The following is a 24,771-nucleotide window of genomic DNA, read 5'->3' on the forward strand; positions in this document are numbered from 1 at the left end:
TGCATGCTTACGCGCGGGCGGGTCCTCCTTGGCGGGGGGGCGGTGCTCGGCCATCAGGGCCCAGAACCGGGCGGGCCCCGCCCATGCAGGCGTCTGTCCAGAGAAGGGATGGATATGAGGATCGGACTCGCGGCTCTGGTGCTGGCGGTTGTGGTGGGGGTGTCGGGGTGCGGGGCGGTGACGGTGCAGGATGTGCCGATGCCCGAACCGGGGATCGGCGGGCCGGGGTACACCGTGCGGGCGCGTTTCACCGACGCGCTGAATCTGCCCGACCGCGCGCATGTGAAGATCGGCGGTACCGATATCGGGGTGGTGACCGGGATCTCGGCCACCGATTTCATCGCCGATGTGGATCTGCTGATCCGCGAGGACATCCAGTTGCCGCGTGGCACCACCGCCGAACTGCGCCAGTCGACCCCGCTCGGTGACATCTTCATCGCCATGACCCTGCCGCGCGAGGATCCGAACGCGGCGCTGCTCGGCGAGGGCGATGTCATCGACACCGACCACACCGGCGCGGGCGCGTCGGTGGAGGAACTCATGGTGTCGGTATCCCTGCTGCTCAACGGCGGCGGATTGAATCAGGCGGCACGTATCACCGCCGAGATGGATTCCATGTTCGCCGGGCGGGCACCGCAGCTGGCGCATCTGATCACCGAGATGACGCAGGTGCTGGGCGCGCTGAACGCCCGGACCTCCGATATCGACAGCGTGCTGCACGGGCTCAACGTGCTCACCGGTGAAATGGCCGCGCGCAAACAGGAACTGGGAGAGGCGGCGGATACGTTCCCCGATCTGCTCGGACTGGTGGCGGAGAACAACCGCGATATCACCGGGCTGATCCAGAAGATCTCGGTGACGATGGCGGCCCTGGGTGATTTCACCGATACGACGAGCCCGGAGTTCATCAGCCTGTTCGGCAGTATCCGAGCGCTCATGGGTGGCTTCACCGCCATGGGCGACAACCTGCGCCAGACCCTGGAGGGGCTGCACGCCCTGTACCCGTCCCTGGACCAGTCGTTCGAGGGACCGGCGCTGGCCGTCGCGGCCCGGGTCTCCTACCTCAGTGTCGGAGCCCTGACCGATCCGAACAACAGCCGACTGCCGGACGGCACCGATGTACCCGCCTTCATCGGCAGCCTCGCGCAGGTCCTGGCGAAGATCCAGGGCCGGTTGACGAGTCCGCCGCAACCCGCCGCGCCCGGTCAGGAAGGTCCGCGATGAACATTCCGCTCTGGAACTGGCTGGTCCGGCGCCGGATCGGCGTCGCGAACATCGGCCTGGTGATCGTGCTGGTGGTGGGCTGTGGATACCTGGGCGCGGAGGTCCTGCGCGTCAATGTGCTGCCCGACAGCACCTACCGGGTCACGGTCGAACTGCCGGGCTCCGGCGGGCTGCTGACCGGTAACGATGTGAGCTTCCGCGGTACCCGGATCGGCCGGGTCGCCGATGTGCGGGTCTCGGAAACCGGGATCGAGGCGGTGGCCGAGATCGATTCGAAGACCGAGATCCCGGTGGGCGGCACCGTGGTGGTGGGCCGGTTGTCGGCGGTCGGCGAGCAGTACCTGGATTTCCGTCCGGACGCCGATACCGGCCCCTACCTCCGCGACGGCGACCGGGTCGATATCACGCGGACCCGTATCCCGGTGACCGTGCAATCGCTGCTGTCGAATATGAGCGCCATGATCAGCGGTCTCAATCCGGAACGGCTCACCGTGATCGTGGACGAACTGGACAAGGCGCTGGCCGGTGGGCCGGACCGGCTGCGCAATATGATCTCCGGGATCAGCCGGGCGATGGCGGGGCTGGAGAATCTGCTCCCACAGACGAAACAGCTCATCGAGAACCTCTCGGTCATCGCCGAAACCACCCAGTACGCCCAGCCCGACCTGGGCACGCTCACCGGTTCGGCGGGCGCGCTCTTCCAGCAGCTCACCGCCGCCGACCAGGAAGTGCGCCGGCTGCTGGAACTGGCCCCAGGCCAGCTCGCGACCCTCGGCGGGTTCATCACCGACACCCAGGATCCGATCACGAACCTGGTCACCAATTTCGTGGCCATCACCCGGGCCGCCAAACTGCGGCAGCCGGCGATCGCGGCACTGTTCCCGGCCCTGCGGGCGGGTTCGGCGGCACTGAACGTCCCGGTGCACGACGGGATGTTCCATACGCTGGTCGATATCTGGCCTCGCCCCACCTGCGAATACAACACGATACCGGTGGTTCCCACCGAACGCGCCGACAGCCGGGTGCGCTTGTACAACTACTGCGTCACCGACGATCCCGCACTGCAGGTGCGCGGTTCGGCCAACGCGCCGCGGCCGGATGTGCCCGACGATACGTCCGGGCCCCCGCCGGGTGTCACCGGCGATGAACTGTCCCGCCCGATCCCGGGTCGTTAGGAGTAAGGCGAGAATGAGCGAGAAAGCAGCCGAATCGGGTTCCGTGGAAGTGGAACAGGCCGGGAAGACGGCCGCGGGCGACGCCGCCGGTGACAGCGCGGTGGCCGCCGAGCAGCCGGACAAGGCGGGCGCCGCCGCGATGAGGCCCGCCACGGCCTCGGTGACGGCGCGGTCTCGGCTCAGGGGACTCCTGGCGGGGCTGGTGGCGGCCGTGGTGATGTTGATCGCGGCGCTCGGGGTCGGGGCCTACTTGTTCGTGCAGGAGCGAGACCAGGCCGAAACCCTGGCCGCGCACGAGGAGGTCCGGCAGGCGGCCTGCCGGTACGCGCCGGTGCTGGGCAACTACGACGCGAAGAATCTGGACCCGTATTTCGAAGCCGTGCTGTCCGGCGCCACCGGCGACTGGAAGAAGGAATTCGAGACCACCACAGCCGAACTGCGCGAAGCTCTGGTGGCGGGTCAGGTGGTGGCCACGGCGGGAGATATTCAGTGCGCCGTCAAATCCGCCGACCCGCGATCCGCAGAGGCGGTGGTGGTGATCGGCCAGACCATCACCAGCCTCGGTACCCGGGGACAGCCGACACAGGGCCAGCTCGCGATGGTGATGCGGATGGAGAAGACCGACGGGCGCTGGCTGGTGAACCAGATGAACTCACCGCTGACGCCGGCGCCGGTGCCGTGACCGCTACCGGCGCGCTAGGCCGCCGGCCGGCCGTACAGCACGGTCCGCATGAGCAGGGCCACCCGTTCCTGGGACGCGGCCGCGACCGTGCCGAAGGATCGGCCCAGGTCCACCACCAGGGCGAATGCGGCATGCACCAGGAAGCGGGACTGCGGACCGGACAGGTCCGGACGCACCTGGCGGACCAGCCGGGCCCATTCGTCCACGCTCAGCCGTTGCACATTGCGCAGCGCCGCGCGCTCCTCCGCGGGCACATGCTGGAATTCGGTGTAGTAGACGAAAGTCAATTCACGTTCCGCGAACGAACCTTCGACGTATTGGTCGATCAGCGAGTCCAGCGCCTCACGCGGGCCCGACGACGCGGCGACGGCCGGGCCGATCGCGCTGGACACCCGTTCGGCCGCCCGGCGGAAGGCCGCTGTCAGCAGATCGCTCTTACCGCGGTAGAAGCGGTACACCGCCGACGCCGCGGAGAGCCCGGCGGCGGTGGCGATATCCTCCACGCTCACATTGGGGTAGCCGCGGGCGTGGAACAGCTCGACTCCCTTACGCAGCAGAAGTTCGTGTTTGAACGATTCCGGAATCTCGACCGGCGGAACGGGTGCGATATCCACCGGCGCGGGCAACCTGGTCCGCGCGATATTCATGCAGGTCGAAACGAGCAGGGCGACCAGCGATTTGGTGGGTAGCGCGGCGTGGTGGTCGGCGATGCTGGTGATGGTGGACATCAGCGTGATCACCAGCACCAGGCGGTCGGCGTTGCCCAGGGCGGGGGCGTAAGCGGCGAGCCGGGCGTCCAGCGCGTCGAGTACCGCTTTTTCCTGCTCGGCCCGGACCTCGCGGTCGGCGGGTTCGAGATACCGGCCTTCCCAGCGCACCAATGTGACACTGGCCCGGTTGGCCACCGTGACCGTGCTCAAACCTTCCAGCACCTGCCGCAGGCGATTCTCGGGTGAACGTTCGGCGGCCTCGGCCGGCAGCCGCACCGATTCGGCCATGGCCTGCCCCACCCGCAGCGATTCCTCCTGGAACAGCGCGTACTTACTGGGGTAGTGGCGATAGAGGGCGGCGGAGCTGATGCCCAGCCCGCCGGCGATATCCTCCATGCTCACGCTGTGGTACCCGTACGAACCGAACGCCTGGGCCGCGGCGGCCGCGATCTGGGCCCGCCGGTTCTTCGGCCGGCGCCGCACGGGACGGGCCGGTTCCTCGGATTTGCGGGCGTCGCCTGTCGCGTTGGACAGGTCGTCTCCGCGCCCCCTCGCGCGCACCGGCGGCGAGGACGGCCCGGCCCGGCGGTTGTCGACGCTCATTCCGTAATCCTATCGTCGGCTTACCTGGGACAACGCCACCCACCCCGCTCAGCGGCCGGTTCTCGGTGGTACGCGTCACACCCCCCATGCGATTCGTGCGGTCGTGGGGAGGGGTTCCGGGCCGGGTCGCGGCCCTCCCGGCGAGAAACTGCATGACCCGCGACCGGTCGACACGGGTCCGCCGAAACCTTTCCACTCACCGGAACAGGCGACCGCCCGCCTCCGCGGTCCGGGTCACTATCGGCGCAGTCACACAACTCCGTTGGAACATGGAGGTTCCGATGCCGGCTCATGCACCGAACGGGCGAACCCAGCACGGTACAGAGGAATACAGGACGATCGAAGCCGCGGCGGCCCCGACGCGGTTCGCGCGCGGCTGGCACTGCCTGGGCCTGGCGAAATCGTTCCGGGACGGGCAACCGCACGAGGTGAAGGCCTTCGGTACCACGCTGGTGGTGTTCGAATCCGAGACCGATAAGACGCTGCACGTCCTCGACGCCTACTGCCGCCATATGGGCGGCAATCTGGCGATGGGCACCGTCAAGGGCGATTCCATCGCCTGCCCGTTCCACGACTGGCGCTGGGGCGGCAACGGTAAATGCACCGGGATCCCGTACGCGCGCCGCGTCCCGCCACTGGCCAAGACCCGGACCTGGCCCACGCTGGAACGCAACGGTCAGCTCTTCGTCTGGCACGACCCACAGGGCAGTAAGCCCACCGACGAGGTCACCATTCCCGTACTCGAGGGCTACGGCACCTCCGAATGGACCGATTGGACGTGGAACACGCTCTACGTCGAGGGGTCGAACTGCCGTGAGATCGTCGACAATGTCGTCGATATGGCGCACTTCTTCTACGTCCACTATTCCTTCCCGCGCTATTTCAAGAATGTTTTCGAAGGGCATGTGGCCACGCAGTACATGCGGTCCACGCCGCGCGGCGATATCAATGTCGGAACCAGCTACGACGACCCGAACTCAGCGCTGCGGTCGGACGCCTCCTATTTCGGCCCGTCCTACATGATCGACTGGCTGTGGAACGACGCGCAGGGGATGACGATCGAAACGGTGCTCATCAACTGCCACTATCCGGTGACCGCCAATTCGTTCGTGCTGCAGTACGGCGCGATGGTGAAGAAGCCGCAGGGTATGTCGGACGAGGCCGCCGAGGCGATGGCGGCGCAGTTCGCGCGCGGTGTCGAGGTGGGTTTCGAACAGGACGTCGAGATCTGGAAGAACAAGGCGCCGATCGACAACCCGCTGCTGTCGGAGGAGGACGGCCCGGTGTATCAGCTGCGGCGCTGGTACCAGCAGTTCTACGTCGACGTCGAGGACGTCACCGAGGATATGACCAAACGGTTCGAGTTCGAGATCGACACCGAACGCGCGGTCACCAGCTGGGAGGCCGAGGTCGCGGACAATATCGCCCGCGGCGCGGTGGTCGACACCACCGCCTGACCGGGCCCGTTTCCCGCTCGATCGCCTACGACGCAGCGCACACACCTTTTCACCGTCGGTGGCCGTGGCCGTCCGGCCCGCCCCTCACAAAGGAATTCACTGATGAGCACAGTTATCGACAATCTCGCGGCGATCGCGGATCAGCTGCGGGAACAGGCGCCGGAAGCCGAACGGCTGGGCCGGCTCCCGGATTCGACCGCCAAACTCCTGAAGACGGCCGGGCCGATCCGGCTCCTGCAGCCGAAGAAATACGGCGGATTCGAGGCGCATCCGCGCGAATTCGCCGAATCGGTGATGGCCGCGGCGGCCCTGGATCCGGCCACCGGATGGATCTGCGGCATCGTGGGTGTGCATCCCTGGCAGCTCGCCTTCGCCGATCCGAAGGTGCAGGAGGAGGTGTGGGGCGCCGATAACGACACCTGGATGGCCTCGCCCTACGCGCCGACGGGTATCGCGCGCCCGGTCGACGGCGGTTATATCTTCAACGGCCGGTGGCAGTTCAGCTCCGGCACCGACCACTGCGACTGGATCTTCCTCGGCGCCCTGCTCGGTGACGAACAGGGCGGTATCGCGAACCCGCCGACCATGCTGCATATGATCCTGCCCCGCGCCGACTACCAGATCGTCGAGGATTCCTGGAATGTAGTGGGGCTGAAGGGCACCGGATCCAAGGACATCATCGTCAAGGACGCGTTCGTGCCCTCGTACCGGGTGATGAACGGCGACCACGTCATCGACGGCACCGCGCAGCGCGAGTACGGCGCCACCGAGACCCTGTACAAGATGCCGTGGTCGACCATGTTCCCGCTCGGCATCACCGCCGCGGTGATCGGTATCGCCGAGGGCGCCCTGGCCGCGCACCTGGACTACCAGCGCGAACGAGTGGGCGCGCAGGGCGTCGCGGTGAAGGACGACCCGTACGTGCTGTTCGCGATCAGCGAGGCCGCCGCCGATATCAATGCCGCGCGCCAGGAACTGCTCGCCAATGTGGACCGGATCTGGGGCATCGTCGACGCCGGCGGCGAGGTCGATTTCGCGGAGCGGGCGGCCGTGCGGCGCACCCAGGTGCGCGCGGCCTGGCGGGCCGTGATGGCCGTCGATCAGATCTTCGCCCGGTCGGGCGGTAACGCGCTGCGGATGGACAAACCGCTGCAGCGTTTCTGGCGCGACGCGCACGCCGGCCTCAATCACGCCATCCACGTCCCCAGCACGGTCTATCACGCCGCGTCGCTGAGTTCGATGGGATTCGATCCCGCCGACCAGTTGCGCTCGATGATCTGACCGGCCCGGACGACGAACGAGAAGGACAGACCGAACAATGACCGATATCAAGGGCCTGGGCTACGTACAGATCCAGACGACCGATCTGCCGCGCTGGCGGCAGTTCGCCTTCGAGGTACTGGGCTTCGCCGAAGGCAGCGGCCCGGACGAGAACGCCCTCTATCTGCGGATGGACGAGCGGGCCGCGCGGCTCACCGTGGTGGCCGGGGATACCGACGAAGTGGTGCGGATCGGCTGGGAGGTGCGTGACGGTGCCGCTCTGCGCCGGGTGCGGGAGGCGGTGTCGAAGGCCGGGATCACGGTGGAACAGCTCTCGCAGGAAGATGCCGACGCCCGCCGGGTGGAGGAGGCGATCACCTTCACCGATCCCGCCGGCGCCACCCTCGAGGTGTTCTACGGTCCGATCCTCGACCACAGCCCGGTCGTGACGCCGTTCGGCGCGCGTTTCGTGACGGGGGCCCAGGGCCTGGGTCATGTGGTGCTGCCGACCATGGACCCCAACGGCGCGTTCGAGTTCTACACCGACGTGCTCGGGTTCCTGCCGCGCGGCGCGTTCCGTATCCCGGCGCCGCCGGAGTTCGGGCCGATGCGCATCCGCTTCCTGGGCGTCAACGAACGGCATCACAGCCTGGCCCTGTGCCCGGCGCCGCACGGCGGTGCGCCCGGCCTCATCCACATCATGGTGGAGGTGGATTCGCTGGACGCGGTCGGTCAGGCGCTGGACCGGGTGGCCGAGGACGGCTTCGCGGTGTCCTCGACCCTGGGCCGGCATACCAACGACAAGATGGTGTCGTTCTACGTCCGCGCGCCCGGTGGCTGGGATATCGAGTTCGGCACCGAGGGGATGCGGGTCGACGAGCGGTACTACACGGCCGAGGAGATCACCGCGGACAGCTATTGGGGCCACGACTGGTCCGGTAGCGAACCCTTGGCGGCGATGTAATAACACCGCTACTCCGGCCCCCTGGACCGAGCATTTTGCCCGGTCCAGGGGGTCGTTCGTTATTTTCGGCCAACTTTTCGGGTTTTTGTGACAGCCCCCACATCGCGATGGTACTAATAGGAATATGCCTAATCGGCATATTCGATTGGCATCAGTTCGCAAGACCCAATGGAGGGCTCATGACTGTCCAGGCCGACGCCGCCACCCCGAGCGCTGTGCTCGATCGCGTCTCGCTGGTCCTCGACGCGTTCGAGGGCCCGGGACGCCTCACCCTCGCGCAGATCGTGCGCCGTACCGGGCTGCCCCGGTCCTCGGCGCACCGCATCCTGGAGCGGCTGGTGCAACTGCGCTGGCTGCGCCGCGACGGCCGCGACTACGAACTGGGCCTGCGGCTGATGGAACTCGGTTCGCTGGCGGTGCATCAGGACCGCCTGCACCGGGCCGCGGTGCCGTTCCTGCACGAACTGCACCGCACGACCGGATTCGTCGTGCACTTCGCTGTACTCGACGGCCCCGATGTGGTGTACCTGGACAAGATCGGCGGGCGGCTGGCGGGCGCGGTGCCCACCCGGGTGGGTGGCCGGCAGCCCGCGCACTGTACGGCGGTCGGCAAGGCCATGCTCGCCTACGCAGGTGCGGAGCGCGGCGATGTGTTCGGCGCCGGCCCGGTCCGGCCGCGCACCCGCTACTCCATCGCCACGGCCGCGCAGCTGCGCGCCGAACTGGCCAAGGTTCGCGCGCACGGTATCGCCTTCGAACGCGAGGAGTCACTGTCCGGGTTCGGATGCGTGGCGGCGCCGGTCGGCGATATCGGTCAGGCGGTGGCCGCGGTCTCCATCTGCGGCCCGGTGGACCGGATGGCCTTCGACCACCGGCTGGCCGCGCCCGTGCGGATGACGGCGCTGGGCATCTGGCGCAATGTGGAGGACGGCCAGGTCCGGGTGCATCCGACACTGCAGCAGTCCCGCCCGCTCGGCGTGCTGCCCAAGGCCCGCCCGGCGGCGTCGGTTCAGGCCCGTCCGGCCGGCGCGCTCCAATACGTCTGAGGTCGTCCGACGCGGCGCCGATCCGGCGTTCCGGTGGGGCAGTCGCGTGACCGGCGGCCGTACCCCGCACACCGCACGAGCGCCCATTTCGTTCGTGGTTGTGGATTCACCACCGGGTCCGGTGTTCTCGACCTCGGAACCCGGGCGGTCTCACCGCAACCGCGCGAGCGCTGCCTCGGCGGCGTGGAAGCCGCCCATTCCGTGGACGCCCGCGCCCGGCGGGGTCGCCGACGAGCAGAGATACACGCCGGGCACCCCGAGCGAATAGGGATTCAGGGCGATCCTGGGCCGGAATGCGATCTGCCTGGCGGTATTCGCGCCCGCCCCGATATCCCCGCCGACGTAGTTGGCGTTGTAGGCCGCGAGCGCGGCGGGATCGCGGGTCGAGGTCGCCACGATCCGGTCCCGGAACCCGGGCGCGAAACGCTCGATCTGCCCGATGATCGCCTCGGTGGCATCGCCGGTATAGGCATGCGGGACATGCGCGTAGGCGTAGACGGGGTTGACCGAACCTCGCGACCGGGCCGGGTCGGCCAGATACTGCTGCCCCAGCAGCACGAACGGCCGCTCGACCGGATCGCCGCGCACCGTGCCCTTCTCGACAGCGGCGATCTCGGCGGCGCCACCACCCAGATGCAGGGTTCCGGCCCGCCGGCAGTCCTCGTTGATCCACGGGATATCGCCCTCGACAGCGAAATCGACCTTGAAAGCCGCCGGACCGTAGCGGTACCGGCCGAGCGCGCGCCGGACCCGGTCGGGCAGCGCGTCGCCGAGGATGGTGAGCGCACCCCGGGGCGCGGTGTCGAGGATGACGATATCGGGCCGCTCCCCGGTGAGCTCCCGGAGCTGAGCCAAAGCCGTGATGGGGGTGCCGCTGACGACCTTGCCGCCCAGTTCGGTGAGTTCGGCCAGCAGCGCCCGGATGATGCTCTCACTCCCGCCCTCGGCCACCGGCCAGCCGACGGCGTGGGCGGCCGCGGTGAGCATCATCCCCACCGAACTGCCGAGCAACGTGTCCACGCGGCCGAAGGCGTGCGCGGCGACACCCATGAACAGCGCGCGGGCCGGTTCGTCCCGGAAGCGCCGCACCGTCCAGGTGGCGGGTTGCAGCGCGTGCATACCGAACCGGCCCAGGACCACCGGATGCCGCGGAATATGCACGATGGGCCGGAAGACCTCCCCGATGAGCGCATCGAAATTTCCGGTCGCCCCGGCGAAGAGGCGCTCCCAGGCGCGGGCGTCGACCCCGAGTGAACGGTCGGTGAGTCCGCGATCCCGGGCCGCCACACCGGCCCGGCCGTCGTCGAGCGGATGGGCGAGATCGATCTCGGGCCACAACCAGCGCAGACCGTGCCGTTCGAGGCCGAGCGAGGCGAAGAACGGCGAGGCCACCCCGGTCGGATGGAAGGCGGCGCAATCATCGTGCACCAGACCCGGCACGGTCAGTTCACTGCTGCGCGCGCCACCACCGGGGCGCTCGTACGCCTCGAACACGGTGACCTCGAGGCCGGCCCGAGCCAGCCGGATGGCGGCGGCGAGCCCGTTTGGCCCGCTGCCCACCACGACCGCGGTTGTCATACGAAGATCCTTACCGACGGTGAGTGTTTTCCCTCTCGACGGTAACCGTCAGTTCCGGGCCTGACGGCGATCGCCGAGTTTCCGGATCATCGCGACCACCCGCAGTCCACCCGCCGGCGCGAAATCGGCCGCCCGCACCAGTGCCCCGCGCCAGCGCGGGACCACCCGGAAGATCTGACGGCTACCCAGCAGCTCCAGTCCCGCTCGCGCGACGTCGTCCTCGTCGAGTGGTTTCGGACCGGAGAACAGCATCGCGGCGCCCGGGTCCTCGGCATGCGAGGTCACCATGGCGGTCCCGACCACGTCGGGGCACAGCGCATGGGCCCGGATCGGCAGTCCGGCATGCGTGAGATCACCCTGGAGGGAGGTCGTATAGGACAGCACGGCCGCCTTGGTCGCGGCGTACAGCGCGAGCCCCGGCACCGGAGTCAGCGCCGACAACGACGCGATATTGAGAATCGCCCCGCCCGCCGTCCCCATCCGCGTGACGGCGGCCGCCGACCCCGCCATGACCCCGCGCACATTCACCTCGAGGATGGCCGCGATCTCCTCGTCCGAATGGGTCCAGGCGTCCCCGGCGAAGAGCACCCCGGCATTGTTCACCCAGATCGCGAGCCGTCCCAGGGCCGCGGCCTGCTCGGCGATCTCACGATGCGAGCCGATCTCCCGGACGTCCTGCCGAAACCCGATCGCGCCCCGCCCGATCTCGGCGGCGGCACGCTGCGCGGCGTCCCCGTCGAGATCGGTGAGCACGACCCGATGCCCGGCGCCGGCGAGGCGGCGGGCGAGGGCGAGACCGATACCGCGGCCGGCGCCGGTGACAACTGCTGTGGTGGTCATGGTGCGACGCTAGGCCGGATCCCGATGCCTCACCAGTACCGTTACCCGGCCGGTGGCATCGGCCCGCCTACCGGCTCCGATCACTTCTTGGTGAACGTGAAGGTGAGACCCCCTTTACCGGCCAACTCTCCGCCTGTTCCGAGAAGTGAGAGCTGCCCTTTGGCGCTGATCTCGACGTTGACCTGTATCTGGTCCAGCTCGTAACTCCCGGATGGCGGGGTGACCTCGGCGATCACGTCCTGGATCGAATCGAGGAAGACGGATACACGCCTGCGGAACTCGTCGACCGGAATATCACTGCTGCCGTACCGGAAATCGCCGCTCCGCCTGAACAGTGACCGTTCCGCCCGTTCTTCGGTGTCCTCGCGTCCGAATACCCGGATCGTCGGCGGCCGAGTGGTTTCCGGTGTCTGATCCGAATCTGCCACGGGTGTCCCTTCAGAGATCGATCGTCAGATCGGTATTTCCATACACTGTGTAGGCCAGTCCGAGCGGGTTCCCGTGTTTCCGGAGCACATGGGTTCTGGCCCGGTGCATGGCCGTACCCACGTCCACGCCGGTCAGCAGCTCCCGGTAGAACGCCACCGAGATCTCCGCCGCGTCCTGATCCGGGACGGTGATCTCGGTGGCCACACACGCACGATTGCCGTTTTCCAGGAAGAGGTTCGGAAAGGACAGTGAGCTTTTCGAATCGACTCGTGAAGAGCCACAAGCGTTGAGGACGACCAGCGGCATATGGGTGGCACGACGCGGGTGCCGTGCGCTCGAGCGAATCAGATGGTCGCCCAGTTCACCGAGAGTCACCTCGATGTCGGTTCCGGAATCCTGGAGTGCGAGCCGATAGTCGAACGGGTCGTCGGCCGTGGTGTCGCAGTGGCAGGAAAAGTGTTGTATCTGTTCGCCAGCCGGATCATAGATCGCCCCGGCGATGTCGGCGACGTTCTGGCCGGGTCCGGGCCGGGGTCCGTGAACAAGCACACCCTCTGTGGCCTCGTTCACCAGCCACTCGTATTCTCGCCGCGCCCCGGGCAGGGATTCGTAGTGCCAGTAGCTCAACGATATGCGGCCGTCGGGAAGTGTGAACAACAGTTCGCTGCCCTCGGCCACCACAACAGGGATGATTCTCCGGCGCACCACGCAACTGAAGCCTATGAAACTCCTGCACCATGCCGTGAAATCGTTTCGATCGGTAATTTCGTCGGCGTCGATTCCCAGGTCGAAGAAGGGGAAGAATTCCAGCGGAAGGAGGTGTTCCGCGTCACCGACGCACTCCACCACAGCTGTGTGGTGCGGGTTCCGCCATGCCGGAATGGCTGCTGTCCAGAAGTCCTGGAGCGCTCGGACCATCGTGGGGGAGTTTCCCACCAGGGTCAGCAGCATCCGCCGGCCCATCTCGCCCAGCGCCTGTGCCAGCGACACCAGCCGCGAGTCGTCGATATCTAGTTCGTGGACCAGGTCTTTCACCGCAGTGAGCCCATGGTCGAGTCGCTCTCGCACGGCATGGAACTTGCCGCGGTTGGTCACCGTGAACCGGAGGGGCCGAATATCGGCGGTGAGCGACTCGAATTCGATCGCCAGACCGGCCGCAGTGTCGGCCACATGCACCCGGACAGCGGGCCCCCGGAGTTCTGTCATGAACTGGATCTGGTCGACGAGCCGTGTCCGGGTTCCGGAGCCGGGTTCTGCCGTGTTTCCACTGCCAGACTGACCACCTGCACCAGACGCCCTCCCTGGAACAGTTGAAACCAGATGTCGTGTGAGTCCTCGAGGCCCGGAAGCCTCAGTTCGACTGCATGCCGGGTGGGATTCCGGCGATCAGTGTTGTCAACTGTCAGTCGCCGGGGAATCGCCGTGACAGTCCCGCTGTCGATGAGAACCTCGAAGCTCGGCGTACGCGCGGCACTCGGCCCGGGGATCTCGACCTTCTCGAAAACTACGGTCTGTTCGTTCGGGAAATTCGAGCGCCGGCCCAGGCGCGACGCCGCGGTCGGCCGAGTGGACAACGCCACGGCTATTTCGATGGAGGTACCGGACGGTGCGACGATCTTGCCCTCGGTGAACTCGGTGGTACGGCGACGGGCGGTGGGGAGTTCGACGCCGAAGAAGCCGGTGAACGCCACCAGTTCCGGTCCGCGCAGGGCGTTCGCCACCGCACGCTCGACGACGGTATCGAGGTGGGCCTTCAGTTCGGCGACGACCGCCGGTGGTCGTAGCTCGGACGAGGTGTCTCGTGCGTTGCCGCGCCGCGAGCGAGCCAGCCGGGTGTTCGCAGTGTCTTCGGCGAGCGGAAACGATGTGGCAGCGAACCATTCGCCCACAGTGTCCTCACCGGTCAGGAATCCGCCCATGGCGGTCAGCTCGGCATTCGTCGACGGTGGGCGAAGCCCCAGTTTGCGTGCCAGATCGGCGCGGTACAGCCCGATCGCCCTGGCCTTCTGCGAGTAGGCGGCGGAAACCTCCCTCCGGCAGGCGGCAACGGATACTGCCACGACAATCGCCATCGCCAATACTGCATAGCCGGATCCGGCCGTCGCGAACGGCGCGATCGCACCGGCCCCGACTATCGCTGTGATTCGCGATCCGCCGGCACGCCACTCGGATCGGACGATCCTGCGCCGGGCGAGCGGCGGCACCACCAATTCGAGTCTCGGCCAGAGATCGTCGACGACCACACCGTAGTTGCGCGCCACCGCGCCGTTTACCGCGAGGACATCGCGGCCCACGGTCAACGAGGCTCTTCCGGCCTCCTCTCGGGAAGGATCCTCGTCCAGGAGGGCCCGGTAACGCCATTCGCGATCGTCCCACGACCGCGCATCGTCCGCCGGCTCACGGCGCGGTATGCGCCTGCACCTCTCACGCGTGCGCTGAGCTGTGAGACGCAGAGCAGGTTGCGGTCCGAGGGCTATCGGGAGCAGTCGGCCGAAAAAGCGTTGGATGATGAGCTGGATGACGACCAGCACCAGAACGAAGGTGGCCTGGCCGGAGTCCAGACCGGGCGGAAGTGCGCCGAGAGACAGTCCGTCCGGCACCAGCGATACGCGCTCCGGCCATCCGATGACCACCGCGGTGGCAGCGCCTGTCGCGCCGGCTATCCCGACCGGGCTTATCGGTGACGGTACGGATCGATGGTCCTGGCCCGCCAGGACCGGCGCTACCCGTTCCGCGTCGGAGTCCCGGCCCGATCCGACATCGTCGTGCCGGGGCGACCTGCTCGCGAAAACCGAGGGAAACCGACTCGGCCGGTAGCGTAGAGGTTCCCCCCGATACCTGCGGATGGCCACCGGCGCGACGTGCCCGATCAGCGCGGCACCGGCCCCCACTGCGATCGCGCCCCGATCGGGCAGCCATATCGCCGCTATGACGTAGAAAAGCCAGAACCGAGCGATAGCCACACTGCCCGAGACGACCCGGATATCAGGAAGCTCGATCTCCCGGCTGCTATGGATACCGAATGCCAGAATGACCGCTGCCGATCCGGCGAGGGACCAGCAGGCTATGAGTTGCCCGGCAGCCCACAACGACACCATCGCGGATACGGCGCCGCCGATCGCGAGAACAACGGCGGCGAGTGCGAGGTATCGGCGGATCGGTAGATCGTTCCTCGGGCCACGGTCGAGTACGCGGTCGATCCCTACGCAGAGGAGCGAGATCGCGCCTGCTCCGGTGGCACCCCAGCCGAGCGCTGTGGGGTCTCCCTTCGAGAGACCCAGAATCCCGGCGGAGGTCGCACAGGCCGCCAAAGCGCCCGATATCGCCAGAATCCCATCTCTGCGCTGCACCCGACTCACCTACGCGCAGGTCGACAGCGAAATCTGGGTACCACGGAAGCATCTTATGCAGCAGTTGCGAAATATGCTGCACTACAGCGAGTTAGGTCAAGCGGGCGCTGCGGATCGGTGGAGCGTATCGCGGATGACGCCTGTTACCGGTCGGTCAGACCGGTTCGCAGCATTTCCCAGATCTCCTCGCGCGCGGTCCGGGTGACCGACAGCCCGGCGAAGGTCAAGAATCCGTGGAAGAGCCCGTCGTAGCGGTGGTGGCGCACAGGCACCCCGGCGTCGGCGAGTTGCCGGGCGTAGGCGTCGCCGGATGTGCAGGGCGGATCGAGTTCTGCGGTGATCACCACGGCGGGCGGTAGACCGGCCAGGCTGTCCGCACGGGTCGGCACCACGCGGGTGTCGTCCCGCCCGGCGGGTGCGTACTGCTGCCAGTACCAGCGCATGGCGGCGGCGGTGTTGTAGTAGCCGGTGCCGAAGCGGCGGTAGGACTCGGTATCGAAATCGTCATCGATCACCGGATAGAGCAGCAGTTGCGCGGCGATCGCGGGACCGGCTTCGTCGCGGGCCGCCAGCGCCACGGTCGCGGCGAGATTGCCGCCCGCGCTGTCACCGGCGACCACCAGCGTCGCGGGGTCGCCGCCGAATTCGCCCGCATGCCCGGCGACCCAGGTGAGCGCGGCGTACATATCGTCGTGTGCGGCGGGGGCGGGATGTTCGGGGGCGAGCCGGTAGTCCACCGACACCACCACCGCGCCGACCCCCTCCGCCATCGACCGGCAGAATTCGTCGTGGCTGTCCAGATCGCAGAACACGAACCCGCCGCCGTGCGCGAAGACGATCACCGGCAGCGCGGCGCCGTCGCTGTGCGGGCGGTAGATCCGCAGCGGTAGCGGCCCACCCGGGCCGTCGATGGTCAGATTGCGTACATCCCGCATGGCGGGCTGCCATTGCAGCGGGGCCCGGCGGCTCCGGATGATCGCCCGCAGTTCGGGCGCGGGTAGCGTGGTGACATCGGGGAAACCGCTGTTGAGGGTGGCCAGCATCGCGGCCACTTCGGGCAGCAGGTCCGGTTCGGTCGCCGAACTCCGAGCACTCTCCATCTGCGGCCCTCCTGAACATCGTCGCCGGTTGCGCACCGGGTCTCACCCCGGCCGGGCAACCGTAGGCCGCTGCCCAGGGCGTGGCGGCCGCGTTTCCCGGACAGTGGGCCGCTACCCGGCCGGACCCGTGCGAAACCGCCGCGCTCCCGGCCGCACCCCGGCTTCGGTACGGAGCGAATTGGGTACAGCACACCTGTACGAGGTACTCATCCGACTCGAATACCGCTGATTGGACCTCCATGACGAAACTCGGCGTGAAACTCTCGTTCTCCGCTCTCGCGGTCATCGTGGCGCCCTTGCTGGTGGCGGCACCCGCCGCCGCGGAGGGGCTGCCACTCACTCCGGCAATACCCGGCCCGCCGGCCCAGGTGGCCGAACCGCCGGATTGCATCAACTATCCCGGCAACATCCCGTGCAACCTCGCCACCCTGTCGGCCGCGATCAATCCGTTCTGATCAGCGCATCGCGCGTCGGATGCGGATGACGATCTCTCCGCGGGTGCGTCCGCGCTCGGCGTACGCGTGGGCCTCGGGGCAAATCAGCTGGTCGGCGGTGGTGTGCCGGGTAGCCGGAGCAGGTGGGGGTGGTTCGCGTCGTCGAGGGCGAGAGCGGCCGTCCACAGTGAGGCGTCGAGGGTTTCCGGAATTCGCCACCGCTCGGGCGGTGCGGCCGGGACCCGTATTCGAACCGGTTCGAGTTCGGGGAGGTGACGGCTGGTGACGGCCCACCACTGACGGCCGTGGGCATCGATCACGATGGTGGTGAGCAGGTCGTCGGGGCCGGGAAGTCGCCGGGCGGCAGTGCGGATCCGCCGGGGGATGTGCCGGTTCTCGGGCCGATCGGTGAGCTGATCGGCGGCGACGACGAAAACCAGTCCGAAACCGAACATCCCGGGGCCGCGGGCGATACGGATCTCGGCGGAACGCACATGCAGTGGGTTGGGTTCGGTCGCCGCGATCGCATGCCTGTGGCGCTACCCCGCGGAGTGCGAGCTCTGTCGGTGAGACGCCGCGGTATGACGCCGTCGGGCACGGTCGCCTTCGAATGCCTACGGTCGTCGACAATGGCTTGGATCGAGTCCTCGGCGTACGCCGAACTCATCGACGACCACCGGTTGATAGGGCAGCTGAAGTACCAATACGCGCAGGCGCGCATGTCCGCGCTGGACCGCACCGCCTCCGTCGAACTGGTTCGGGAAATAGGACAGGACCTGGCGTAGCGGTCCGGGCCTCCGAGCGCTCGGCGCGGATCGGCGGCACATGCTCTGGACTAGGCTGACGCCATGCCTTCGCGGTGGTTCAAGTCGTCTCGGGTTCGGAACACACCTGTGTCGAGGTCCGGTTCCATGGCGAGACGGTGCAGATCCGGGACAGCAAGTACCTGCCGGAGTCCGGAAACGACCCGGCTCGGCAGCCGGTGATCGAAATCCCGGCCTGCCGATGGGCGAATTTCCTCGCGAGTGTGGTCGACCCGGCGCAGCGAAAGGATTCGACGGTGCCTGCTGTGCTGCGCAGTGTCTTCGGGGTCTCAGTGGTTGCCGACGATGGCGAGTTGTGGTTCACCATCCCTGAATGGGCGGCGTCCATCGCTGGTGTCGAAGTGGGTGAATTCGTGGCGGCCTACTAAGGGGCCCCGGAGCACCGCCAGGACAAACGCCGGAGGCGACGGGAGGGCCCGGCGTAGTACGCCCCGGATATCCGCTGCTCGAGGTTCGGTACGACGGCTGTCACCTCATCACGACAGCCGGGTAGGAATACTTTCGGGATTCATCCACCGTAGATGTCGAGAACGCTCGGGCGGCTCCGTCCCTGGGGTACGAGCAGCCGAACGGGCCGCGACAACAGCGAGGATGAACACCATGCGAACGGACCGGATCAGCGCGATCCTGAACCTCCCGGCCAGCCGCGAACTACTGGCCCGCGACCTGCTGCGGATGGCGTACGTCGCACAAGACGGCACACCTCGCAACATCCCGGTCGGATTCGCATGGAACGGTGAACAGATCGTGGTCTGTACCGCGACGAACGCCCCGAAGCTTCGCCATCTGCGCCGCGACCCCGAGGTCGCGTTGACGATCGACACCGAGGTCCATCCGCCGAAGATGCTGCTCATCCGGGGCCGGGCAGAGCTGGATGCCGTGGACGGGATCCCGGCGGAGTACTTGGAGATGAACGGCAGCTACGAGATGACACCCGACCAGCGTGTGGAATGGGAAGCCGGGGTGCGCTCGCTGTACGACGGGATGGTCCGGATCGTCATCACTCCGACCTGGGCAAAACTTATCGACTTCGACACCACGCTCCCCAGCGCGGTCGAGGAACTGATGCGGCGGCAGGCCGAACGTCAGAGCTCCTGAACCGATCACACCGGCCAGAATCGGGCGGCACCGAACCTCCTCTGACTTTCGTGGTCGACGACGTCGCAGACGTCCTTGAACGCCTCCGTCCCCACGGAGCCGAACTCGTGGGGACGGTCGCCCGGTACGAGGACATCTACCGGTACTGCTTCGTCTACGGCCCCGCCAACGTGATCATCGGACTGGTCGAAGAACTCGGCTGAACGACACTCGTCTCGACGCCGATCACGGTTCAGCTCACGTACAGGCTCGGCCGCTATCCGGGGTGGCGCCCGTCCGGTGGGAAGTGAGAACATCCCGGACAGTGGACCGGGCTATTCGTGCCGGTCACACACGCTCATACCGTGGGCCGATGACGACGGCGCAGGTGTATGTGGTCGACCGGGTGGTGACGGCGCCCGGGTGCGCGCGGGAGTTCGTGGACCGTTATCTCGCCGAGTACGCCCCGGGCGCGGTGGCACTCGGGATGACGCTGGAACGGCTGCTCGTCGCCCCGCCGATCTGGTTCGACGACCGGTCGAACACGGTGACCGTGACCTGGCGTCTCGACGGGCCGCGGGCCTGGTGGGAGATGACCTGGAAGGGCCGGCCGGATCCCGCGCTCGGTGAGTGGTGGTCGGCGGTGGGGCATCTGGTCGCCGAGCGGACCCGCGAGTCGGCGGCTGCCGCCGGGGATGTCGAGGCGCTCAGCGATGTGTGAACTGATCCGCCTCATCCACCTCGTGCCGGGTGAACGCCGGGATATCGCGCTCGCGGGTCTGCTGACGGCTCTGAACCGGGTGGTCGCCGAGACGGCACCCGAGCGGGCGCTGGTGCGGCCGACTCTTCCGGGGGTACGCAACGGCGGCGATATCCTGCTGCGCCTGCGGTTCGCCGACCCGGCCGTGGGACGGGCGGCGGCCCGGCGGCTGGACGAGGTCTGCGCCTGGCCGGATGTGGCCCGCGTCGACGGGGCGGATTACGGACCGGGGGCCGGCGGTGTGGCCGATACTGCGGCCGCGGAAGAACCCGTGTACCGCACCCTGCTGCTCCGCGTCGACCCCGCCACCGCCCCGGACCGGGTGGCCGAGTTCGAGTCCGACCTGCTGCTGATGCCGCGCTATATCCCCGCCATCCGCACCTGGCGATTGAGCCCGGTCGAGCGGGCCGTCGGGTCCACGCGGTGGACGCACGTCTGGGAGCAGGAGTTCGCCGACCTCGACGGTCTCACCGGCGCCTATCTCCTGCATCCGGTGCACTGGGGGCTGGTGGACCGGTGGTTCGACCCGGAATGCCCGCAGGTGATCGTGCGCGACCGGGTCTGCCACAGTTTCTGCCCGGGCACCGGATCGGTACTCGGCCCCACGGCCCGGTGAGGGCCTACCGCCGTTCGGGTTCGTCCTCCCGGACCTTCTGCTCCACCGCGCGCCAGCTACCCGGGGTGGGATGAGGATAGGCGGCCTGGTCGTCGCGTTCGGCGGTCACCAGCCGGGTTTCGGCGTCGTCGATCTCGTCGATCAACTCCTGGGCCAGCGCCCGCTCCGAGGCGTAGTACCGCTGCGCCCATTTCAGCGCGATCTGCGAATACGCCCAGCCGGGCTCCGACCGCGCGGCCTCAGAGTCGATCGTGGCGCTGCGTTCCAGCCGCTCGGCCTCGGAGATGTGTTCGCGCAGGATCTCTTTCAGCCGGTCCGGTGAGCTCAGATGTCCGAGCATGATCCGCAACATCACATGATGTTTCAGCACCGGCCGGTCGACGGGAGCTTTCACGGCCCACGCGGTCACCGCCTCCCGCCCCTCCGGGGTGATCCGGTAGAGGCGGCGGCCGCGCATGGCATTGTCGGCATCCACCCGGGAGTGGGCGAAACCGTGCTTTTCCAGCTTTTTCAGTTCCGAGTAGATCTGGCTGTAGGAGGGGCTCCAGTAGAAGTACCGGATACTCCAGTCGGCCCATTTCTTCAGGTCGTACCCGGAGATCTCCTCCTCGTAGGAGAGCATGGCGAGCACCGCCCAGCTGGTCGGCGGCAGGTTGATCTGCGCTGGATCGGATTCGCTCGTCGTCACCCGTCGAATGCTATCAGTGAACATATGCCGGTCCGGCATATGACTACCGCCGAGCGGGTCATCCGTGCTCCGGTCGCACCGGCTACGGCGCCGGGTGTAGATCGAACCCCTTGTACTCGGCCGCCGCCACCTCGGCGATGATCTCGCCGTACACCCCGAAACCGCTCACGAACGGCATGAACACCCGAGGTTTGCCCGGGACGTTCGCGCCCAGATACCAGGAGTTCGCGCGGGTCATCAGGGTGCCGGCCGCCCGCTCGGCGCATTCGGCGACCCAGTCGGCCGCGGCGTCGGCGCGGGCCTCGATGGCCGTCGCGCCGCGATCCTCGACGAAACCGATGGCGTCGGCCACCCAGTCCACGTGCAGCTCCGAATGCAGCACCATGTTGGCCAGCACCGACGGGCTGCCCGGCCCGGTCAGGTTGAACAGGTTCGGAAAGCCGGGGATACCCAGACCCAGATAGGTCCGCGGGCCCTCGGCCCACGCCTCGTTCAGGGTCCGCCCGTCGCGCCCGGTGATCGCGATCTTGGCGACCGAGCCGGTCATCGCGTCGAACCCGGTGGCCAGCACCAGGGTGTCCAGGGGGAAATACGAGTCGGCGGTGTGCAGGCCGCCCGCGTCGATCCGGTCGATCGGTGTCGCCCGCAGGTCCACCAGCCGCACGTTCTCCCGGTTGAAGGTCCGGTAGTAGTTCGTATCGGTACAGATGCGTTTGGTGCCGATCGGGTGGTCGCGGGGGATGAGCAGGTCGGCGACCGCGGGGTCGTCGATCTCGGCGCGGATCTTCTCCTCCCAGAACAGCCGGGCGGTGTCGTTGGCCGCCGGATCGGTGAGCTGGTCGGGGAAGGTCTTGCTGAACAGCACCCCACCGAGTTGCCAGCGCTGTTCGTAGGCGTCGCGGCGTTCTCGTTCGCTCACCTCGAGCGCGGATTTCGGGTGGGCGCGGTGCGGGGATCCGCCGCCGCTGGCCATCGACAGGCGGCGGCGTTCGGCGTAGTTCGCCTTCTGCTCGGCGCGACGCGCGTCGTCGAGCGGGATGTTCCCGGCCGGAACGCTGTAGTTGGCGGTGCGCTGGAAGACGTGCAGCCGCTCGGCCTGCTCGGCGATCACCGGAATGGCCTGTATTCCCGACGACCCGGTGCCGATCACCCCGACCCGCCGCCCGGTCAGATCGACGCCCTCGCGTGGCCAGGCCGAGGTGTGCAGCAGCTGTCCGGCGAAGGTGCCGAGTCCGTCGATCGCCGGGGTGTTGGCGTTGGACAGCGGGCCGGTGGCCAGCACCACGAACCGCGCGGTGACCGCGCTTCCGGTATCGGTGTCCACCTGCCAGGTGAGGGTCTGCTCGTCGAGGGCGATACCGGTGACCCGGGTGCCGAACTCGATATCGCGGCGCAGGTCGAACCGGCTGGCCACATGTTCGAGGTAGGCCAGGATCTCCGGCTGCGTCGCGTACTTCTCGCTCCAGTTCCAGTCCTGCTGGAGGTCGTCGTCGAAGGAGTACGAATAGTCGACGCTCTCCACATCGCAGCGGGCGCCGGGGTAGCGGTTCCAGTACCAGACCCCGCCCACGCCGTCGCCGGCCTCGAAGATCCGGACGGTGAGCCCCCGGCTGCGGAAACGGTGCAGCGCGTACAGGCCCGCGATGCCCGCGCCGACGACCGCCACGTCGACTCGGGTCCGCGTACTCCCTGGTGACGGCGTCGTCGGGTGATTCACAGTGCCTCCCTTGGGCATAGGTATCCGCTGATCTGCTGCGACGGTAGGTATCCCCGGCGAGCCCGGCGCCCGGGTCTCCCGCTGACCGGCACAATCCCCTGAATCCGCCATTCGCCCCGCACTCGAACCCGCGCCCACCGGCACCGCGTCCGGCCGCCCTCCCGGTGACCGGGAGAGCCGTTATCCGTGGCGCGGCACCCGACCTACCGTCGGCCTCTACCGGCGCGAGCCGGCAGCGGAACACCGCGTGTGCCGGTCGCAGATCACGGCCCGGACCCGCAGCAGAAGGAGACGATGGTGGACTTCGACGACGAAGTGGATGTGCTGGTGGCCGGTTCCGGCGGCGGTCTGGCCGGCGCCTACACCGCGGCCCGCGAGGGACTGTCGGTCGCGGTGGTGGAGGCGACCGACAAATTCGGCGGCACCACCGCGTATTCCGGTGGCGGCGGGGTCTGGTTCCCCTGTAATCCGGTGCTGGAGCGGGCCGGAACCGACGACACCCTCGAGGACGCCCTCATCTATTTCCGGTCGGTGGTCGGCGACCGCACCCCGCCCGAACTCCAGGAGACCTTCGTCCGCCGCGGTCGCGACCTGATCGAATACCTGGAAACCGACGAGCATTTCGAATTCCAGATGTATCCGTGGCCCGACTATTTCGGTGCCGCGCCGAAAGCCCGGCTCGACGGGCAGCGGCATATCGTCCCGGCCCCGCTCCCGGCCGCCGAGCTCGGTGAGCTGCGCGAACACCTGCGTGGCCCGCTCGATACCGACCGTCTGGGCGCGCCGCCGCCGGATCTGCTGATCGGCGGGCAGGCGCTGATCGGCCGGTTCCTGCGCGCGCTGTCGACCTATCCGAAGGTCCGGTTGCACCGCAATGCCGCGCTGGTGGAACTGCTCGTCGAGGACGGCCGGGTGACCGGTGCGCTGGTCGAACGACCCTCCGGGACGATGGCGATCAAGGTGCGGCACGGGGTGATCCTCGCGGCGGGTGGCTTCGAGGGCAACGACGAGATGCGTCGGCACTACGGTGTCCCCGGCGAAGCCCGCGACACCATGGGCCCGCCCGGAAACCAGGGCCGCGCCCATCAGGCGGGTATCGCCGCCGGTGCCGATACCGACCTCATGGATCAGGCCTGGTGGTCACCGGGGCTCACCCATCCCGACGGCCGGTCGGCGTTCGCGCTATGGTTCACCGGCGGAATCTTCGTCGACCAGGACGGCAACCGGTTCGTCAACGAATCCGCCCCCTACGACCGGCTGGGCCGGGCCGCCATCGACCGCCTGAACGCCGGCACCCTCACGCTGCCGTTCTGGATGATCTACGACGATCGCGAGGGCGCGCGGCCGCCGGTGCAGGCCACCAACGTCTCGATGGTCGAATCCGAGAAATACGAGGCCGCCGGTCTCTGGCACACCGCGGACACCCTCGAGGAACTCGCGGCCGCCATCGGGGTGCCGGCCGCGAACCTGGTGGCGACGGTCGACCGGTACAACGCGATGGTCGCGGCGGGCGCCGATACCGATTTCGGGCGTGGCGACGAGGCCTACGACCGCGCCTTCTCCCAGGGCGAGTCGCCGATGGTGCCGATCGGGCAGGGACCTTTCCACGCCGCCGCGTTCGGAATCTCCGATCTGGGCACCAAGGGCGGGTTGCGCACCGATACCGCGGCCCGCGTTCTCGGCCGCGACGGCGCGCCGATCCCCGGCCTCTACGCCGCGGGCAACACCATGGCCGCCGTCAGCGGCACCGTCTACCCCGGCGGCGGCAACCCGATCGGCGCCTCGATGCTGTTCGGCCACCTCGCCGTCCTCGACCTGCTCGGCCGCTGACGCCGACCCCCTCAGAACAGGAAATCCCATGCCGGAACCAGATCAGATCCGCGCGGCGGTGCGCTGCTACCTCGACAATGTGGCGACCGGGACCGCGGCCGAGATCGCCGAACTCTACGCCGAGAACGCCACGCTGGAAGATCCGGTCGGCGCGCCCGCCCATACCGGCCGCGCCGCCATCGAGACCTTCTACAGCAGTCTCGAATCGGCGCGCCGCAGCACCGAACTGCTGAGCCTGCGGGTGAGCGGCGACAGCGCCGCCTTCGCCTTCCGGGTGGTCACCGATACCGGTGACCAGACCATCACCGTCGAACCCATCGACGTCATGACCTTCGACTCCGACGCGCGGATCACCAGCATGCGCGCGTTCTGGTCGGCCGACGACATCAGCTTCGGCTGAGTCCCAG

At 68.0% G+C, this 24,771-nt stretch carries 26 protein-coding genes; 16 read left to right on the forward strand and 10 right to left on the reverse strand.

The features are described from left to right. Window positions 1–114: 114 nt before the first annotated feature. Genes ACWDU1_RS06970 through ACWDU1_RS06980 form a run of 3 tightly spaced genes read left to right on the forward strand, consistent with a single transcriptional unit; the run spans window position 115 to window position 3,081 of the window. Entirely contained in the window at window positions 115–1,224 is a 1,110-nt protein-coding gene (locus ACWDU1_RS06970) for an MCE family protein (protein WP_449996352.1), read from the forward strand. Then, window positions 1,221–2,399 (forward strand): MCE family protein, encoded by a 1,179-nt coding sequence (locus ACWDU1_RS06975; RefSeq protein ID WP_449996353.1) that lies wholly within the window; start codon window positions 1,221–1,223, stop codon window positions 2,397–2,399. The genes ACWDU1_RS06970 and ACWDU1_RS06975 overlap by 4 nt, the downstream gene beginning before the upstream one ends. Window positions 2,400–2,412: 13 nt before the next feature. Beyond that, complete coding sequence (locus ACWDU1_RS06980) at window positions 2,413–3,081, forward strand: hypothetical protein (RefSeq protein WP_449996354.1); 669 nt, start codon at window positions 2,413–2,415, stop codon at window positions 3,079–3,081. 14 nt (window positions 3,082–3,095) lie between these two features. Here ACWDU1_RS06980 and ACWDU1_RS06985 read toward each other — a convergent pair whose 3' ends face one another. Next, on the reverse strand, window positions 3,096–4,394 hold the full coding sequence (locus ACWDU1_RS06985) for a TetR/AcrR family transcriptional regulator (RefSeq protein ID WP_449996355.1): 1,299 nt from the start codon (window positions 4,392–4,394) through the stop codon (window positions 3,096–3,098). A 281-nt stretch (window positions 4,395–4,675) separates the two neighbouring features. Between ACWDU1_RS06985 and ACWDU1_RS06990 the strand changes: the two genes are divergently transcribed. The 4 genes from ACWDU1_RS06990 (at window position 4,676) to ACWDU1_RS07005 (ending at window position 9,121) form a co-directional block, all read left to right on the forward strand. Next, entirely contained in the window at window positions 4,676–5,851 is a 1,176-nt protein-coding gene (locus tag ACWDU1_RS06990) for a Rieske 2Fe-2S domain-containing protein (RefSeq protein WP_449996356.1), read from the forward strand. Window positions 5,852–5,950: 99 nt separating this feature from the next. After that, complete coding sequence (locus tag ACWDU1_RS06995) at window positions 5,951–7,132, forward strand: acyl-CoA dehydrogenase family protein (RefSeq protein ID WP_449996382.1); 1,182 nt, start codon at window positions 5,951–5,953, stop codon at window positions 7,130–7,132. Between the two features lie 37 nt (window positions 7,133–7,169). After that, on the forward strand, window positions 7,170–8,075 hold the full coding sequence (gene bphC, locus ACWDU1_RS07000; RefSeq protein WP_449996357.1) for a biphenyl-2,3-diol 1,2-dioxygenase: 906 nt from the start codon (window positions 7,170–7,172) through the stop codon (window positions 8,073–8,075). 179 nt (window positions 8,076–8,254) lie between these two features. Next, window positions 8,255–9,121, forward strand: coding sequence for an IclR family transcriptional regulator (locus ACWDU1_RS07005; protein ID WP_449996358.1), 867 nt, complete (start codon window positions 8,255–8,257; stop codon window positions 9,119–9,121). 150 nt (window positions 9,122–9,271) lie between these two features. Here ACWDU1_RS07005 and ACWDU1_RS07010 read toward each other — a convergent pair whose 3' ends face one another. The 6 genes from ACWDU1_RS07010 to ACWDU1_RS07035 form a co-directional block, all read right to left on the reverse strand. Next, entirely contained in the window at window positions 9,272–10,699 is a 1,428-nt protein-coding gene (locus tag ACWDU1_RS07010; RefSeq protein WP_449996359.1) for a phytoene desaturase family protein, read from the reverse strand. A 48-nt stretch (window positions 10,700–10,747) separates the two neighbouring features. Beyond that, window positions 10,748–11,539 (reverse strand): SDR family NAD(P)-dependent oxidoreductase, encoded by a 792-nt coding sequence (locus tag ACWDU1_RS07015; RefSeq protein ID WP_449996360.1) that lies wholly within the window; start codon window positions 11,537–11,539, stop codon window positions 10,748–10,750. Between the two features lie 80 nt (window positions 11,540–11,619). Further along, window positions 11,620–11,967 (reverse strand): Pepco domain-containing protein, encoded by a 348-nt coding sequence (locus tag ACWDU1_RS07020; protein WP_449996361.1) that lies wholly within the window; start codon window positions 11,965–11,967, stop codon window positions 11,620–11,622. A 10-nt stretch (window positions 11,968–11,977) separates the two neighbouring features. Further along, complete coding sequence (locus ACWDU1_RS07025; RefSeq protein WP_449996362.1) at window positions 11,978–13,138, reverse strand: CHAT domain-containing protein; 1,161 nt, start codon at window positions 13,136–13,138, stop codon at window positions 11,978–11,980. A 32-nt stretch (window positions 13,139–13,170) separates the two neighbouring features. Beyond that, the gene (locus tag ACWDU1_RS07030; RefSeq protein ID WP_449996363.1) at window positions 13,171–14,601 is read right to left on the reverse strand and encodes a hypothetical protein; all 1,431 of its coding nucleotides are present in this window, start codon (window positions 14,599–14,601) and stop codon (window positions 13,171–13,173) included. A gap of 860 nt (window positions 14,602–15,461) precedes the next feature. Continuing rightward, on the reverse strand, window positions 15,462–16,418 hold the full coding sequence (locus ACWDU1_RS07035; protein WP_449996364.1) for an alpha/beta hydrolase: 957 nt from the start codon (window positions 16,416–16,418) through the stop codon (window positions 15,462–15,464). Between the two features lie 239 nt (window positions 16,419–16,657). On the opposite strand from ACWDU1_RS07035, the gene ACWDU1_RS07040 reads away from it, so the two are divergent. Beyond that, window positions 16,658–16,873: a hypothetical protein gene (locus ACWDU1_RS07040; RefSeq protein ID WP_449996365.1), complete on the forward strand. Its 216-nt coding sequence runs from the start codon at window positions 16,658–16,660 to the stop codon at window positions 16,871–16,873. 83 nt (window positions 16,874–16,956) lie between these two features. On the opposite strand, the gene ACWDU1_RS07045 is transcribed toward ACWDU1_RS07040, so the two are convergent. Continuing rightward, complete coding sequence (locus tag ACWDU1_RS07045) at window positions 16,957–17,346, reverse strand: hypothetical protein (protein WP_449996366.1); 390 nt, start codon at window positions 17,344–17,346, stop codon at window positions 16,957–16,959. A gap of 135 nt (window positions 17,347–17,481) precedes the next feature. Here ACWDU1_RS07045 and ACWDU1_RS07050 point away from each other — a divergent pair, with 135 nt between their 5' ends. The 6 genes from ACWDU1_RS07050 to ACWDU1_RS07075 all read left to right on the forward strand — a co-directional run bounded on the left by ACWDU1_RS07050 (window position 17,482) and on the right by ACWDU1_RS07075 (window position 20,129). Then, on the forward strand, window positions 17,482–17,637 hold the full coding sequence (locus tag ACWDU1_RS07050; protein ID WP_449996367.1) for a hypothetical protein: 156 nt from the start codon (window positions 17,482–17,484) through the stop codon (window positions 17,635–17,637). Window positions 17,638–17,711: 74 nt separating this feature from the next. After that, on the forward strand, window positions 17,712–18,044 hold the full coding sequence (locus ACWDU1_RS07055) for a DUF397 domain-containing protein (RefSeq protein ID WP_449996368.1): 333 nt from the start codon (window positions 17,712–17,714) through the stop codon (window positions 18,042–18,044). Between the two features lie 232 nt (window positions 18,045–18,276). Then, window positions 18,277–18,774 carry a pyridoxamine 5'-phosphate oxidase family protein gene (locus tag ACWDU1_RS07060; RefSeq protein WP_449996369.1) on the forward strand — a complete coding sequence of 166 codons (498 nt, stop codon included), beginning with the start codon at window positions 18,277–18,279 and terminating at the stop codon, window positions 18,772–18,774. Between the two features lie 50 nt (window positions 18,775–18,824). Next, window positions 18,825–18,977 (forward strand): hypothetical protein, encoded by a 153-nt coding sequence (locus ACWDU1_RS07065; protein WP_449996370.1) that lies wholly within the window; start codon window positions 18,825–18,827, stop codon window positions 18,975–18,977. A 149-nt stretch (window positions 18,978–19,126) separates the two neighbouring features. Beyond that, window positions 19,127–19,474, forward strand: a complete 348-nt coding sequence (locus ACWDU1_RS07070) for a hypothetical protein (RefSeq protein WP_449996371.1) — start codon at window positions 19,127–19,129, stop codon at window positions 19,472–19,474. Beyond that, the gene (locus tag ACWDU1_RS07075; protein WP_449996372.1) at window positions 19,467–20,129 is read left to right on the forward strand and encodes a Dabb family protein; all 663 of its coding nucleotides are present in this window, start codon (window positions 19,467–19,469) and stop codon (window positions 20,127–20,129) included. The genes ACWDU1_RS07070 and ACWDU1_RS07075 overlap by 8 nt, the downstream gene beginning before the upstream one ends. A 4-nt stretch (window positions 20,130–20,133) precedes the next feature. Here ACWDU1_RS07075 and ACWDU1_RS07080 read toward each other — a convergent pair whose 3' ends face one another. Both ACWDU1_RS07080 and ACWDU1_RS07085 read right to left on the reverse strand, forming a co-directional pair. Continuing rightward, window positions 20,134–20,751, reverse strand: a complete 618-nt coding sequence (locus ACWDU1_RS07080) for a PadR family transcriptional regulator (protein ID WP_449996383.1) — start codon at window positions 20,749–20,751, stop codon at window positions 20,134–20,136. 148 nt (window positions 20,752–20,899) lie between these two features. After that, window positions 20,900–22,552 carry a flavin-containing monooxygenase gene (locus ACWDU1_RS07085; RefSeq protein WP_449996373.1) on the reverse strand — a complete coding sequence of 551 codons (1,653 nt, stop codon included), beginning with the start codon at window positions 22,550–22,552 and terminating at the stop codon, window positions 20,900–20,902. A gap of 276 nt (window positions 22,553–22,828) precedes the next feature. On the opposite strand from ACWDU1_RS07085, the gene ACWDU1_RS07090 reads away from it, so the two are divergent. Next, window positions 22,829–24,364: an FAD-binding protein gene (locus tag ACWDU1_RS07090; protein ID WP_449996384.1), complete on the forward strand. Its 1,536-nt coding sequence runs from the start codon at window positions 22,829–22,831 to the stop codon at window positions 24,362–24,364. Between the two features lie 28 nt (window positions 24,365–24,392). Then, a complete protein-coding gene (locus tag ACWDU1_RS07095) occupies window positions 24,393–24,764 on the forward strand; it encodes a nuclear transport factor 2 family protein (RefSeq protein WP_449996374.1) in 372 nt (123 codons plus the stop codon). The last annotated feature ends 7 nt before the right edge of the window (window positions 24,765–24,771 follow it).

Source organism: Nocardia sp. NPDC003345 (genome assembly GCF_053589395.1).